Annotated in this window: 12 protein-coding genes and 1 pseudogene; 4 read left to right on the forward strand and 9 right to left on the reverse strand. The window is 71.6% G+C overall.

Annotated features, from left to right (window positions below; all coding sequences use genetic code 11):
* From LIU39_RS33505 to LIU39_RS33545, 9 genes and pseudogenes are all read right to left on the reverse strand, one after another.
* A pseudogene (locus LIU39_RS33505) lies at positions 1-439 on the reverse strand (hypothetical protein); the annotation flags it as partial.
* Positions 439-2,067 carry a methionine--tRNA ligase gene (locus LIU39_RS33510; RefSeq protein WP_227050750.1) on the reverse strand — a complete coding sequence of 543 codons (1,629 nt, stop codon included), beginning with the start codon at positions 2,065-2,067 and terminating at the stop codon, positions 439-441. The gene LIU39_RS33510 and the pseudogene LIU39_RS33505, both read right to left, overlap by 1 nt.
* Positions 2,068-2,110: 43 nt before the next feature.
* Positions 2,111-2,719 (reverse strand): serine O-acetyltransferase EpsC, encoded by a 609-nt coding sequence (gene epsC, locus LIU39_RS33515; RefSeq protein ID WP_227050751.1) that lies wholly within the window; start codon positions 2,717-2,719, stop codon positions 2,111-2,113.
* A gap of 115 nt (positions 2,720-2,834) precedes the next feature.
* On the reverse strand, positions 2,835-4,022 hold the full coding sequence (locus LIU39_RS33520) for an NAD(P)/FAD-dependent oxidoreductase (protein ID WP_227050752.1): 1,188 nt from the start codon (positions 4,020-4,022) through the stop codon (positions 2,835-2,837).
* Positions 4,022-5,278, reverse strand: coding sequence for a cytochrome P450 (locus LIU39_RS33525; protein ID WP_227050753.1), 1,257 nt, complete (start codon positions 5,276-5,278; stop codon positions 4,022-4,024). The genes LIU39_RS33520 and LIU39_RS33525 overlap by 1 nt, the downstream gene beginning before the upstream one ends.
* A 30-nt stretch (positions 5,279-5,308) precedes the next feature.
* Positions 5,309-5,680 (reverse strand): cupin domain-containing protein, encoded by a 372-nt coding sequence (locus LIU39_RS33530; protein WP_227050754.1) that lies wholly within the window; start codon positions 5,678-5,680, stop codon positions 5,309-5,311.
* Positions 5,681-5,726: 46 nt separating this feature from the next.
* A complete protein-coding gene (locus tag LIU39_RS33535; RefSeq protein ID WP_308409448.1) occupies positions 5,727-6,983 on the reverse strand; it encodes a SidA/IucD/PvdA family monooxygenase in 1,257 nt (418 codons plus the stop codon).
* Between the two features lie 254 nt (positions 6,984-7,237).
* On the reverse strand, positions 7,238-8,791 hold the full coding sequence (locus tag LIU39_RS33540; RefSeq protein WP_227050756.1) for a M81 family metallopeptidase: 1,554 nt from the start codon (positions 8,789-8,791) through the stop codon (positions 7,238-7,240).
* A 6-nt stretch (positions 8,792-8,797) separates the two neighbouring features.
* Positions 8,798-9,979 (reverse strand): ROK family transcriptional regulator, encoded by a 1,182-nt coding sequence (locus LIU39_RS33545; RefSeq protein WP_227050757.1) that lies wholly within the window; start codon positions 9,977-9,979, stop codon positions 8,798-8,800.
* 198 nt (positions 9,980-10,177) lie between these two features.
* Between LIU39_RS33545 and LIU39_RS33550 the strand changes: the two genes are divergently transcribed.
* From LIU39_RS33550 to LIU39_RS33565, 4 genes are all read left to right on the forward strand, one after another.
* A complete protein-coding gene (locus tag LIU39_RS33550; RefSeq protein ID WP_227050758.1) occupies positions 10,178-11,977 on the forward strand; it encodes a peptide ABC transporter substrate-binding protein in 1,800 nt (599 codons plus the stop codon).
* Positions 11,974-12,924 (forward strand): ABC transporter permease, encoded by a 951-nt coding sequence (locus LIU39_RS33555; RefSeq protein WP_227050759.1) that lies wholly within the window; start codon positions 11,974-11,976, stop codon positions 12,922-12,924. The genes LIU39_RS33550 and LIU39_RS33555 overlap by 4 nt, the downstream gene beginning before the upstream one ends.
* A complete protein-coding gene (locus LIU39_RS33560) occupies positions 12,921-13,817 on the forward strand; it encodes an ABC transporter permease (protein WP_372464149.1) in 897 nt (298 codons plus the stop codon). The genes LIU39_RS33555 and LIU39_RS33560 overlap by 4 nt, the downstream gene beginning before the upstream one ends.
* A 71-nt stretch (positions 13,818-13,888) precedes the next feature.
* Positions 13,889-14,962, forward strand: a 1,074-nt coding sequence (locus tag LIU39_RS33565) for an ABC transporter ATP-binding protein (protein WP_227050760.1), incomplete at its 3' end; no start/stop codon positions are given.

The following is a 14,962-nucleotide window of genomic DNA, read 5'->3' on the forward strand; positions in this document are numbered from 1 at the left end:
CGGCCGGCAGCGCGCGGCCCGACGGGGCCAGCGCCGCCGAGAGCACCAGCACTCCCGCCGCCGCCCAGCCGATGCAGGCGCCGGTGTCCGCCCGGGGCAGCACCGGGCGCAGCGCCTGCGCCAGGAACCCGGCGCTCACCAACGCGACCACCACCTGACCCGCCGTGACCCCGAGGGCGTAGTAGGCCCGCACCGCACGGCCCTGGGCGGAGCCGAGTGCCGACTCGATCAGCGGGACCGCGCCCTGTGCCGCGCCCGGCGCCGAAGCGGCCGCGGCCAGCGCCGCCACCAGGACGGCGCCTGCGGCCACCTGGTAGCCCCAGCCGGCGAGCGCCGCCCCGCCGTGCGCGGCGTACGCCGTCCACGGCAGGAACAGTGCCCCGACCCCCAGGACGTTGACGGCCAGCGCCAGGGCGGAGCGCGGGAGCGGGCCCGTCATCACCGGGTCTGGAACAGCCGGCGGTATTCCTGGCCGGTCCGCTGCCCGCCGGCTACCAGCCGTTGGCCGCGCTCCGGCCAGCCGACGCCGTCGAAGCCGTCCTCAAGGCCCAGTTGGCGCCAGGCGTGCCGGGACCAGACGGGCATGAGGGGCGAGGAGACCGCCGCGACGACGGCGAGCAGCTCGGCGTGTGCCGCGACCACCGCGGCCGGGTCGGGCCGGTCCGCGGCCGGGGCTTCCCGGAAGCGGCGCAGCGCATCGGACGCCAGCTCCACCGCCTCGGCCAGGCGGGCGGCCGCGGCCTGGAGGGAGAAGCTGCCCGGCTCCAGGTGGCGTTCCAGGTCCGCGGGCAGCCGCTCGGCGAGGTCGCGGACGGCCACCGGCCAGTCGGCCCGGTCGGTCCCGGGCACCACGCCGCCGTGCTCCTTGGCCAGCAGTTCGACGACGGACGCGGCCCAGTCCTCCAGCCGGCCGACCAGGAGGCTGTTCACCGTCCGGTCGAAGTCGGCCATCCGGAAGTCGGTCTTGCCGGTCTCCGGTGAGGTCAGGCACAGGTGCAGCCGGACCGCGTCGGACGGCGCCTCGCGCAGGAAGTCCGAGCCCCAGATCGCGTGGCCGCGGCTGGTGGAGAACTTGTCGCCCTCCAGCGTGTAGAACTCGTTGCTGATCACGTACTTGGGGGTGATGTAGTCGCCTAGTCCGAGCAGCAGCGCGGGCCAGAGCACCGCGTGCGAGAAGCTGCAGTCGAAGCCGATGAAGTTCACCAGCTCGGTCTCCGGGTCCTGCCAGGTCCGCCGCCACGCGTCCGGCCTGCCGAGCGCCTTGTCGTGCGCCGCGGTCGCCGCCATGTAGCCGAAGATGCCGCAGAACCAGGTGTCGAGGATGTGCCCTTCCCAGCCGTCCAGTGGCACGGATATGCCGTAGTCGTGCTCCCGGCTGATCGGGACCACCGGCAGGCCGTGTGCGGTCATCTCCGTGCAGAAGTCGATGACGCGCTGCCGCCAGGGACTGTCGGCGCAGAGCGCGGTGAGCCGTTCGGCGAACGGCGCGAGCGGGACCACCAGCCGCCTCGCGGGCCGGGTCTCCGGTGTGCTGCCGCAGGTCACGCAGTGCGCGTCGACCACGCCGCCCGGCTCCTGCGGGTAGCCGCACTCCTCGCAGTACGTGCCGTCGCTCGGCGCCGAGCAGAAACGGCAGTGGCCGCGGATGTACGCCTCGTAGAGGAAGTGGTCGCAGTCGGGGCAGTACGGGGTGGGCAGTTCCTGCTCCGTGATGACGCCGTTGTCCCACAGCCGCAGGAAGTGCTCACGGACCAGCTCGTCGTGCAGGGGCTCCCGGTGCGGGTGCTCGTAGGTGTCGGGCAGCATCCCGGCCAGCGCCAGGGTCTGCTCGATGCGGCCGGTATACCGGAAGGCCGTGGTCCTGGCGTCCCAGCCCAACTCGCCGCCGCGCCGTGGCACATAGCAGGAGTGGTCGTCGGTGTAGGCGACGTAGGAGACGGGGACGCCGCGTGCGCCGAGGTACCTGCGCAGGACGTCGGCGCCCATGAAGGGGCCGGACAGGTGCCCCAGGTGGAGGTCGCCGTTGGGGTTCGGCGGAGCACAGGTGATCAAGACGTTCCGTGGCATGGGTGTGCCGTCCTTTTCATGGGAGAGAGCGGGCCGGGCGTCGTTACTCGGTGCTTCGGCGGTCGGCCACCCGCAGGTGCACGGTGGTGGCCTGGGCCGCCCGGCGCGGCGAGCCGTTGTCCGAACCGTGGGGCACGACCTGTCCTGCACGTACCCGGGTGTCACTGGGCAGCGAGGTCATCACCACGGCCTTGGCGCCGACCACGCTGTTGGCGCCGATCTCCACGGGGCCGAGCACGCACGCCCCGGTGCCGACCACCACCCCGTCGTCCAGGGTGGGGTGCCGCTTGGCGCCGGGCCCGCGGGTCTGGTCGTGCCACCACCCGACGGAGCCGAGCGTCACCAAGTGGTAGAGCATGACGTCGTCGCCGATGCGGACGGTCTCACCGATCACCACGCCGCACCCGTGGTCGATGAAGAACCGGCGGCCGATCCGGGCTCCGGGATGGATGTCGATGCCGCCCGACACGACGCGGCCGAACAGGGAGACGGCGCGGGCGGCGACCCGGTGGTCCCGCAGATACAGCGCGTGTGCGGCGCGGTACAGCCAGAGGGCGTGCAGGTGGGGGTAGAGCAGCACCTCGAACGGGCTGTTGACGGCGGGGTCCTTGTCGCAGACGACCTGGACGTCCTCACGGGCGTGCCGCCACACCGCACGCAGCGTGCCGCCCTTCTTGTCAGGCCGCTTCCCCGCGCTCTCGCCTTTCCCCCTTTCGCCGGCCGGCCGTTTCGATCGCCAACGGACAAGTGGATTCATGGAAGTTGCCCTACATATGCCGATAGCGCTGGATGGTCGGGCTGGGCCGCCCGGCCGCGAACCGGTCAGGCCGGTACGCGCCGAGTTCCGGCCGCTGTGCTCCCGTGGTCAGTTCGGCGGCGACCGCGCGGCCCACCGCAGGGGCCGTCTTGAACCCGCCGCCGTTGAACCCGGTGGCCAGGTACAGGCCCGGGTGACACCCCACCGGGCCGATGAGGGCCCGCCCGTCGTCGGTGTACGCCTCGTCGGCGCGGGCGGCGTCGACGAGCGGGGCCGCCGTGATGCCGCGCAGCCGGCGGGCGGCCAGAGCCCGCCCCACGCCGATCTCCTCGGCGTCCACCGGAACCCGGGTCGAGCCCTCCGGGACCGCGGTCGGCTCCAGCGGGATCCGGAAGAGCACCCGGCCGGGGCCGTGCGGACGGAAGTAGGTACCGGCCGTATCGTCGATGATCATGCACAGCCGGTCCGCGCCGGGCATCGCGGAGGAGTCCGCGACCGCCCAGCCGAACTGCCGCCCGCGCAAGGGAAGTCCGGGGCCGTCATCGCCGATGCCGGCCCCGGCGTCCGCGCACACCCCGGCCGACCCGGCACCCGCCGCGACGACGACCTGGCCGGCCGAGAAGGTCTCGTCGCCCGCCACCGCCCCGGTGATCAGGTCACCGCTGCGGCACAGCCGGGCGCCGGCCCGCCCGGAGACGACCACCGCGCCCAGCGCCCGCGCCCGGTCGGCCAGCGCCGCTGCGGTGCGGCCCGGGTCGGCATAGCCGCTGCGCGGTTCGTAGGCGACGGCGGCCACGCCCGTCAGGTCGAGCGCCGGCTGCTCGTCGGCGAACGCACCGGGAGACAGTTCGGACGTGATCACTCCCAGCTCCGTCAGCTCCTTGACGCTCTGCGTCAGGGCGCCGGCGTGCTCCTCGCCGACGAGGAAGGCGAAGCCGGTGCGCCGGAACCCGCAGTCACCACCGATGAGCTGCGGCCACTGCTCGAACGTCGCCAGGCTCAGCGCGGCCAGCCTGGCGTCGTGCGGATCGCTGTGGTGCATCCGCACCTGGCCCGCCGAGTGCCGGGTGGCGCTGTGCGCGAAGGCACCGTCCCTGGCCAGCAGCGCCACCCGTGAGCCGGCCGCCGCCAGGTGGTAGGCGATGCTCGCGCCCACCACTCCGTCACCGACGACGACGACGTCCGCGGTGCGCGGCATCAGGTCGCCTTTCGCGGGCCGGGGGTGAACTCCAGCGGAAGGTTCCGCAGGCCACGGAAGGAGAGGTTGCGCTGCCAGGTCAGCTCGCCGTCGGCCAGCCGCAGGTCGCGCAGGCGCCCCAGGATGGTGCTGAACGACACCTCGCCCATGATGCGGGAGATCTCCGCGCCGGGGCAGTAGTGGATGCCGTGGCTGAAGGACATGTGGCGGTTGTCGGGGCGGGTGATGTCCAGCCGGTGCGGGTCGGTGTAGACGCTCGGGTCGCGGTTGGCCGCGCCGAGCATGACCAGCACCTTGTCGCCCTTGGCTATCTTGCGGCCCCGGATCGTCATGTCCTCCGTCGCCATGCGGCCCACCAGGTGCAACGAGCCGTCGTAGCGCAGGATTTCCTCTACGGCCGAGGGCATCAGCTCCGGCCGCTCGCCGAGCAGCCGCACCTGGTCGGGGTGGCGCATCAGGGCGAGCAGGCCGTTGCCGATGAGGTTGAGCGCGGTCTCCAGGCCGGCGAACATCACGACGATGCAGGTGGCGACCAGGTCGTCACCCTCCAACGGGTTCTCGTCGCGGTTGACCAGCGAGGACAGCAGGTCGTCCCTCGGCTCGGCCCGCTTGCGGACGGCGAGCGCGGTGAAGTAGTCGCGCATGGCGAGGATGGCGTTCTGGCCCCGCTCCAGGTCGGCGATGGGCACGTTGGCGCCGCCGGCGTTGATGGCCGTGACGAAGTCCGCCGTCCAGTGCTTGACCTCGTCGCGGTCCTCGCGCGGGATGCCGATCAGCTCGGAGTTGACGATGACGGGCAGGTGGTAGCCCAGGTCCTGGATGCCGTCGCAGGTGCCGCTCTCGATCACCGCGTCGACGAGGTCGTCCACCACGCTCTGGATCTTCGGGCGCATCTGCTGGGCGAGCCGCACGGTCATGCCGCGCTGGACCGGGCGGCGCAGCCGGGTGTGCCGGGGCGGGTCGTTGTAGAGCATCATCCGGCGCCGCATCGCGGCCCATTCGGCGAACCGGCTCTCCTCGGCCTCGCTGAGGTGGCCGAGGAAGGCCGTCGTGCGGTCGGACGACAGGCGCTCGGGGTGGTTCAGGGCCTCCAGCACGTCGTCATTGCGCAGCAGCAGCCAGGAATCCAGGTGCGCGTTCCACCACACCGGTTCCTTCTCGCGGACGATGTCGTACACGCGGTACGGGTCCGAGATGACCTGCGGCTGCAGCAGGTCGGCGTACTCCTGGAACTCTGCGGCCTGTGACGCGGGCATGTTCCCTCCTCGGGGCTCGGTGCGGGGCGGTCAGTGCTGCGCGGCTGCTGCGCCGTCCGGCGGCTGCGCGCCCCACCACAGCGAGAGGAAGACCAGGGGCGTGTCCCCGTCGTTCACCAGCAGGTGCTTCTCGTGCGGCGGGATGAAGATCGTGTCGCCGAACTTCACCCGCCGGCGCTCCCCCGCCACGTCCATGTCGCCCGTCCCGGAGACGACGTAGAACAGCTCGGACTCACCGTCGGGGTTGATGTGTTCGGTCATCGTGGTGCGCGGCGGCACGATCACCCAGGCACCTCCCTCGTACGGCTCGTCGGCGCCGTCGAAGCGGGCCAGGCGCTGCGCTTTCACGTTGTAGTCGGGCTCGAACGTCAGGTCGTCCGGATCCCAGCTGTGGATGTGCATCGCTTTCCTTTCGGCGCACGAAGGCGCACGGACTTCGGAGCACGGGTCAGGAGACAACGGCTTTGCTGAGGCTGTCCGCGATGGCGGCGGCGCGCAGGGACACCAGGCTGAAGGAGCCCGCGTCACCGAGACCGTGGGTGCGCTCGCACAGCCCGTTCAAGTAGATCGGCGGCAGTTCCTTGCCGGTGTCGGGCAGCACGCGGTAGTCCCGGCCGATCGTCGCCTGCCGCTGGGGTGTGCGGCCGACGCGCGGCGAGAGGGGGGTGAGCAGGTCGGGCAGGAAGTTCCCGCCGGACTCGTCGGTCAGGTCGACGAAGCCGGTGGCGACGATGACGAAGTCGGCGTCCAGGGAGCTGGGTTCGCCGAGGTGGCGCTCGGCCAGCTCCAGCGTGATGCCGCTCTCCGCTGCGGACGCGCTCACGATGTCGCTGTTGCGGGTCAGCTGGATCTGGTAGTCGCCGTCGAGGCGCTGCTCGTAGAGCTTGGTGTGGTACGCGGTGAGGACGTCGATGTCGGCCGCGGAGTAATTGGTGTACCGCAACTGCTTGTCGAGGTACTCCTTGGATTCCGGCGAGGCGTCGTAGTAGTAGTCGACGAACTCCGGGAAGAACACTTCGCCGTTGAACGGGCTGAGGTCCTTCTGCCGGTATCCGAAACCCCGCAGTACGTTGGTGATGCGGCTGTTCGGGAAGCGCTGTGCGGCATCGAGGCAGATTTCCGCGGCGCCCTGACTGCCGCCGATGACGGCGATGCGTGCCGAGGGCACGGCGGCTATCTCGTCGACGCGTTCCAGATACCGGGTGTAATGGAAAACCCGGTCGTCGGCGAGGTTCTGGAGCGCCGGCGGGAAATACGGCGGGCGGCCGGGGGCGACGACGACGGAACGGGACGTGAGCCGCTCGCCGTCGGTCAGCCGGATCTCGACTCCTTCGCCCTGCGCGGGAAGGGCCACGCCGTCGACCCGGCTGCCGTACCGCACCTGCTCGTCGAACTGCCGGGCCGCCCATGTGACGTAGCGCGCGTAGTCCTTGCGCAGCGGAAAGGGCACGTTCAGATTGAGGAAGTGGAACAGCCGCTCTTCCTCGTGCAGATGGTTGATGAAGCTGTAGTGGCTTCGCGGGTTCCGCGGCGAGACCAGGTCACGCACCGGATGGTGCTGGATGTCGGAACCGTTCAAGAGCATGCCGGCCTGCCATACCGGGGTGGTGCGGCTCTCCAGGAAAAGAGACGTCACATCCGGATACATCTCTTCCAGGGCAATGGCGAGCGCGATATTGGACGGGCCGAATCCGATACCGATCACATCTGCATCAAAAGATCCCATGGCGCAGGTCTCCAATCCGGTCGCAGGTGCTTCGCGGGAGCTGTGGCACACCTGACGGCAGCCAGAACTCTATGGGGGAAGATCCTTTGAGTCTTCCGCCATCCGGACTGATTCTGATCAACTCCGCGCGGGGACGGCGAAGTTCGGCTTCCACTTCCGTGGGGCGGAGCGCGCCCCGGTCTCCGTCGTCGGTGGAGCCGTGACCCCACCGACGGCCCGCCCGGAGGCCGCCCCTACAACAGTTCCGGCGTCAGGTCCGGGTCTTCGAAGCCCGCGTTGTCGAACGGGTAGAGAGGGCGCCGGACCTTGTGGTGTCCCAGGCGCAGCAGGTCCTGGTCGACGCCGCCGGGGGTGAGGGCGAGCAGCCAGTCGGCGGCCATGGCGTACAACTCCGGTTCCAGATAGCCGATTTTGACGACGACGAGGTCGTGGACGAGCGGGTCGAGGGCGCCGAAGTCGGCGCGGGTGTGGAAGGACTTGCGGCGTTCGGTGAGGACGACGGTCACGCCGCCGCTGGTGACGGCCGCGGTCCTGCCGCCGCCGTCGTCGTAGGCCGGATTGCCGGGCACGGGTGTGCCCTCCTGCTCAACAGGACCTGTGGTGACCCCTGTTGTTTCCTCGCCACCCAGATCCGTCACGATGCCGGTCAGTGTGTACGGTGCGGCGTGCGGGCCGGTTCCTTCGCTGACGTGGCCGCCGACGGTGAGGGTGACCTCGGCTCCGGTGCCGGCGGCGAAGCAGGCGGCGACCGCTTGCGGGTCGGTGATCCCGGGGTGCAGGGCGGTGACGCGGCCGCTCGCCAGGTCCTCGTGGGCCAGCAGCCGGCCGAGCATGTACGCGAGGTCGCCGGCGCCGCCGGCCGTCGGGTTGTCGCCGGAGTCGCTGATCAGGAACGGGCGGGCGGACGAGGCGACGGCGCGGGCGATGCAGGTGTCGGCGTCGCCGGTCGGGCCGACGAAGGCGAAGTCGCGGCGCACGTCCCAGTACTCCTGGGCGAGCGAACCGGCCTGTGCGACGGCGAGTTCGGGGTCGTCGGCGGTGACCACGACCGCGGCGCGGCAGCGTTCCTCGTCGGCCCAGGCGTAGCCCACCCAGATCGCCGCGTCGACCACGCCGTCGAGTGCTTCGACCGAAGCCAGCCGCCCGTACAGGGACTTGGCGGGCTCCAGGCGGGTGCTCGTCTTCTCGCCCGGGAGCAGGACCGGGACCTGTACCCAGGCGCGGTGCGGCCTGCCCTTGCCGGACGCCAGCCGTTCGACGAGGTTGCGGGCGGCCCTCTCGCGGGTGTCCCAGGCGTCCTCGTGCGGCGCGAGCCGGTGCGCGGTGAGCAGGTCGAGCCGGTCGGCGAAGCGGCGGGAGACGTTGCCGTGCAGGTCCATGGCGGCGGAGATGAGGGTGCCGGGGCCGGTCGCTTTCCGTACGGCGTCGGTGAGGTCGGCCTCCGCGTCATCCAGGCCGATGACGCTCATCGCGCCGTGGATGTCGTACACCAGGCCGTCCAGCGGGCCCGACTCGGCTGTCCGGGCGGTGAGTTCGGTCTTGATGCGGTCGTAGGCGGCGCGTTCGACGGGGCCGCCGGGCATCGAGACGGCGTGCACCAGCGGCACCCATACGACGCGGCCGGCGAGGTCGCTGTCCGGCGCGGTCCAGGTGTAGCGGGCGAGCAGCTCGGCGCCGCGGGTGACGCGGAAGTCGTCGTACGTCGAGCGGTGCGGGCAGAACTGGCTGGACTCGATGGCCATTCCGCCGATGCCGATCCGGAGACGGCGGCCGGTGGGGGAGGGCATGGGGGCTCACTTTCCGTTGCGGGTGGGCGGGCAGGCGGTCTGCGGGCCGGCCGCCGCTTCGCGCAGGGCGGCGCGGCCGGCGCCCAGCAGCCCCGCGGCGGGGCCGCAGCGGGCGGCACTGATGGTGAGTTCGCTGGTGGCCATCGGCAGACAGCGTTCGTAGAGCGCCCCGCGGACGGCGGCGACCAGTGGCTCGGCGCGGGAGAGCGCGCCGCCGATGATCACTGCCTCGGGGTTGAAGAAGTTGACCACGACGGCGAGTACGGCGCCGATGTCCCGTCCGGCCTGGCGCACGAGCGTGGTGGCGTGCGCGTCGCCGTTCTCGACGAGGCGCAGGATGTCGGCGGTGGACTCGGCCGGGATGTCGCGGGCGCGCAGTGCCGCCGCGATGGCCGCGCCGCTCGCGACGGTCTCCAGGCAGCCGATGTTGCCGCAGGAACAGGGGTGTTCGGCGGTCGCGTCGACCCGTACGTGGCTGATGTCGCCCGCCGAGCCGCGCGCGCCGCGGTGGAGCCGGCCGCCGCTGATCACGCCGGAACCGATGCCGCGGCCCGCCTTGACCACGACGAGGTGCCGCAGCGACGGATGGGCGGCGCGGTGTTCGCCGAGCGCCAGCACGTTGGCGTCGTTGTCGAGCAGGACCGGCAGGCCGAGCCGCTCGGCGAGCCGGTCGCGGAGCGGGAAGAGGTGCCAGCCGGGCATCCGGGAGGGCGCGACGATCCGCCCGCTGTCGGCATCCACCGGGCCGGGGAAGCCGACGCCGACGCCGCGTACCGTACGGCCGGCCGCCCGCTGGTGTGCGGCCAGCGCCGAGAGCCGTTCGGCGAGCGCGTCCAGGGTGGGTTCGGGGCCGGCGGTCAGGTCGAAGGCGTGCTCGTCGGTGTCGTGCGCGCCGCCGGTGTGGCCCACGGCGCCGGTGCGCATGTGGTGGCTGTCCAGGTCGGCGGCGAGCGCCACCGCCCCCTGATCGGCGACCCGCAGCAGCCGGGGGCGGCGGCCGCCGCGGGACGCGCCCTCGCCCGATTCGGTCAGCAGGCCGGCCTCGACCAGTTCCTGGACGCGGACGGAGACGGTGGAGGCGGCGAGTCCGAGTTCCCTCACGAGGTCCGCGCGGGAGGTGGCGGAGCCGTTCGCGACGAGTTCGAGGACATGCGCGGCGGAGCCGGGCTGCTCGTCGAAGGCGGTCATAAGGCGCCTTTCGGGCGGTGCGGTGCGGTGGAATTCCGGTGGCCTGGCGCCGACTTGCTTCGATGACCGAGGGAAGTCGGGCCAGCAACTCCCTTGCAGTACACCTCAGTTCCTCCGGTCCGCCAAGGTCTTGACTTCTTTTCGCGGCCGTCCGTACTTTGCTCGCACTCTTCGACCGGCCGAACCATCGGAGGCAGCATGGGCCCGTGCAGCACACGAATACGTGGGCCCCTGGTGCGGTCGCTCGCCGCGCTCCTGCTCGGCGTCCTGGCGCTGACCGGCTGTGTACCACGTGGCAACGTTGTCACCGAACTGGGCGCCACCGGCGGCAGCCCCGTCCGCGGCGGCACCGCGACCATGGCCCTGCCGCCCGCATCCACCCCCAACTGGATCTTCCCGATCGGCGCCCCCGGCTACCTCGCCTCCTACAACAGCGCGATCCAGAACCTGCTCTACCCGCGGCTGTTCATGCCCGAGAAGAAGGGCGGCGCGCTGACGATGGAATCGCCGCACAACCTCGCCGGGCAGCCCCGCTACAGCGACGGCAACCGCACCGTCACCATCCGCATCAAGAAGGGCCGTGCCTGGTCCGACGGCACGCCCGTCACCACCCGCGACGTGCAGTTCTGGTTCGAGCTGATCCGGCACAACAAGAAGGAGTGGGCCGGATATTCACCCGGCCTCATGCCGGACGACGTGACGTCCTTCGACCGCGTCGACGACCGCACCTTCCGGCTCCGCCTCGACCGCGCCTACAACCCGACGTGGTTCACCGCGAACGAACTCCGGAACGTCGTCGCCCTGCCCGTCCACGCCTGGAACCCGGCAGGCGAGGACCCGAAGACCGCGTTCGCGCGGCTGATGCGGCACGCCAAGAGCCTCTCGCAGTTCGCCACCGACCCGCTGTGGAAGACCGTCGACGGGCCCTGGACCATCGAGGGGTGGAACACCTCGGGGCGGGTCTCGCTGGTCCCCAACACGAAGTACCGCGGCCCGGACAAGCCCCACCTGGACCGGGTCGTCCTCAAGCCCTTCACCACCACCGACTCCGAGTTCAACGTGCTGCGGGCCGGCGGCATCGACTACGGCTACCTCCCCCCGTCGGTCATGGCGCAGTCCGGCCGGTTCCGGAAGATGGGCTACCGCATCGACCCCTGGGAGAGCTGGGCGGTCACCTACATCGTCCTCAACTTCCACCATCCGACGGCAGGACCGCTGCTGCGCCAGAGCTATCTGCGCCAGGCCCTGCAACGCCTCATCGACCAGAAGTCCCTCTCCGACGTCGTCTGGCACGGCAGCGCCGCCCCCACCCTCGGCCCGGTGCCCGCAGGACTCATGGACGGCGACCCCTACCCGTACGACCCGGGAAAGGCGAAGGCGCTGCTGGCCGCGCACGGCTGGGCAGGCCGGGACGGCACGCTGCGCTGCGTACGTCCGGGAAGCGGCCCGCGGGACTGCGGCGAGGGCATCAAGGACGGCCAGGAGCTGCGCCTTTCGCTGCTGTCCCAGTCCGGCTCGACCGAGACGTCCAACACCATGCAGGCGATCAAGTCCGAGTTCGACAAGGCCCACGTCACCCTCGACATCCGTCAGCAGCCGCTCAACACCGTCCTCGGCACCACCGTCCCCTGCAAGAAGTCCGAACCGGTCTGCGGGCAGTGGCAGCTCGGCTTCTTCGGCTCCCAGGGCAGCTGGTACTTCCCCGCCGACCCCAGCGGCGAGAGCGTGTTCGCCACCAACGGCCCCTCCAACATGGGCAACTGGTCCGACCCGAAGACCGACCGGCTGATCCGGGACACCGAATACTCCGACGACCCGGCCGCGCTGCGTGACTACGGCCACCAGGTCGCCAGGCAGCTCCCCGTCCTCTGGGTTCCCAACCCCGCCTACCAGGTCTCCGCCATCCGCAACGACCTGCGGGGCGTCGACCAGAACCCGACACTCACCCTCGCCCCGCAGGACTGGTACTTCGTGCGCAAAGGCGGTACCGGCGCATGACCCGCTTCCTCGTCACCCGCCTCGCGCAGGCCCTCGTCGTCCTGCTGCTGGTCTCCGTCATCGTCTTCGTGCTGCTGCACCTGCTGCCCGGCGGCCCGGCCCGCGCCATCCTCGGCGTCCAGGCCACCCCGCAGTCCCTCGCCCACTTCAACCACCAGCAGGGATACGACCGTTCCCTGCCCGAGCAGTACGTGCGCTACCTCGGCCGGCTGCTCTCCGGGGACCTCGGCGAGTCCTACAAGCTCAACCAGTCCGTGTCCTCGCTGATCGCCGAGCGCCTCCCGCGCACCGCCCTGCTCGCCGGCCTCTCCCTCGCGCTCGCCGCGGCCCTCGCCGTGCCCCTCGGCATTCTCCAGGCGGTACGCCGCGGCAAGGCGGCCGACTACGTCCTGACCGGCGCGGCCTTCCTCGCCTACGCCACCCCGGTGTTCTTCCTCGGCCTGGTCCTCGTCCTCGTCTTCAGCCAGCAGCTCCAGCTCTTCCCCGCCGAAGCACCCCAGGCCGACAGCGTCGGCGGCATCCTCGCCGATCCCCGCAGCCTCGTCCTCCCCGTCGTCACCACCGCCCTCGGCATCATCGCCGCCTTCAGCCGCTACATGCGCTCGGCCGTCCTCGACAACCTCGGCGAGGAGTACGTCCGCACCGCCCGCGCCAAGGGCCAGTCCGGCGCCCGGATCATGGCCCGCCACGTGCTGCGCAACGCCCTCATCCCGCTCGCCACCCTCGTCGGCCTCTATCTCCCCACCCTCCTCAGCGGCACCCTCGTCGTCGAGTCGATGTTCAACTACCCCGGCATGGGGCTGCTGTTCTGGAACTCCGCGCAGGGCTCCGACTTCCCGGTCCTGCTCGGCGTCACCCTCGTCGTCGGCGTCTTCACCGTCATCGGCTCCCTGATCACCGACATCGCCTACGCCGTACTCGACCCGCGTATCAGGAGCTTGACGTGACGACCACCGACACAGTCGCGGCCCAGCCGGACGCGGCCCTCGCCACCCCGGGCCTGACCCGCCGTACCCTCACCGTCTTCGCCCGCAACAAGCTCGCCCTGACCGGTGCACTGGTCCTGCTCGCCCTGCTGGCCTTCTGCTTCGTCGGCCCGCTTCTCCACCCCACCGACCAGATCCACACCGACCTCACCCAGGCCGGCCTCGCCCCCGGCGCAGGCCACCCGCTGGGCACCACCGACCTCGGCTACGACGTGCTCGGCCGGCTGATGCACGGCGGCCGGACGTCCCTCGAAGTCGGCCTGGCGGCCGGGCTGCTGGCCACCCTGTTCGGCACCGTCTACGGCGCGGTCGCGGGCTACTTCGGCGGCTGGGCGGACGCCGCGATGATGCGGATCACCGACGCCGCACTCGCCATCCCCGCGCTGTTCCTGCTGGTCGTGGTCGCCGCGATCATCACCCCCAGCAAGGCCGTCCTCATCCTGATCATCGCCTCGGTCGCCTGGCTGTCCCCGGCCCGGCTCATCCGCGGCGAGGCGCTGGCCCTGCGCAGCCGCGACTACGTCCACGCGATGCGGCTGATGGGCGGCGGCGGCGCCCGCGCGGTGTTCCGGCACATCGTGCCCAACGCCATCGGCACGGTCATCGTCAACGCCACCTTCCAGATCGCCGACGCCATCCTCTACGTCGCCTACCTCTCCTTCCTGGGCCTGTCCATCCCGCCGCCGGCCGCCGACTGGGGCTCGATGCTCTCCTCCGGGATCACCTACACCCAGGTCGGCTACTGGTGGCTGATCTTCCCGCCCGGCCTCGCGATCGTGCTGGTCGTCGCCGCCTTCAACTTCATCGGCGACGGGCTCAGGGACGCCTTCGACGTACGCCTGGCGAAGCGCTGATGCACACGGACGGCCGGCGGCCGGCAACCGAGCGGGAACCCGAGCGCGAACCCGAGGCGAGGAACCACGCCATGACCGAGCCGCTCCTGCGGATCGAAGACCTGCACGTCGAGATCACCGGCCGCGACCGCACCGTGCACGCCCTGGACGGCGTCGACCTCGACCTGGCCCCCGGCGAGGCCCTCGGCATCGTCGGCGAATCCGGCTGCGGCAAGACCATGACCGCCCTGTCCGTACTCGGCCTGCTCCCGGGCGGCGGCCACGTCACCGGCGGCCGGATCCTCTTCGACCCCGGCACCGACCGGACGCCGGGCGCATCCGGCGGCCGGGCCGCGCCCCTCGACCTCGCGGCAGCGCCCGAACCCGTGCTGCGCGACGTCCGCGGCAACACCATCGGCATGGTCTTCCAGGACCCGCTCGCCTCCCTCAACCCCACCCTCACCATCGGCGCCCAGGTCGCCGAACCCCTCCTGCTGCACACCGGCCTGACCAGGGCGCAGGCATGGGAGAAGGCCGAGGAGTCGCTGCGCCTGGTCGGCATGCCACGTCCCGCCGAGCGGATGCGCAGCCACCCGCACCAGCTCAGCGGCGGTATGCGGCAACGCGTCGCGATTGCCATGGCGCTGATCTGCGAGCCCCGGCTGCTGATCGCCGACGAGCCGACCACCGCACTCGACGTCACCACCCAGCACCAGATCCTGGAACTCATCGACGAGCTGCGCACCCGCCTCGGCATGGCGATGATCCTGGTCACCCACGACCTCGGCGTGATCGCCCGCCGCGTCGACCGGGTCGCCGTGATGTACGGCGGCCGGATCGCCGAACAGGCCCCGGTGCGCCCGCTGTTCGCCACCCCGCGGCACCGCTACACCCAGGCCCTGTTCGCCGCGCTCCCCGAACGCGCCGCCGACGAGGACGCGCCGCTCGCCACCATCCCGGGGCTGCCGCCGTCCCTCGCCATCCGCCCCACCGGATGCCGCTTCGCCCCGCGCTGCACCTTCGCCACCGACCGGTGCCGCAGCACCGAACCGCCCCTGACCGACGGCACGGGCGGCCCGCACCCGCTGGACGGCAGCAGGGCCGCACACCGCTATGCCTGCTTCCACCCCGCCGCCCCCGAGCCCCGCGCCGACCCGGGCCCCGCG

This window comes from Streptomyces pinistramenti (assembly GCF_020564935.1).
Lineage (GTDB): Bacteria > Actinomycetota > Actinomycetes > Streptomycetales > Streptomycetaceae > Streptomyces > Streptomyces pinistramenti.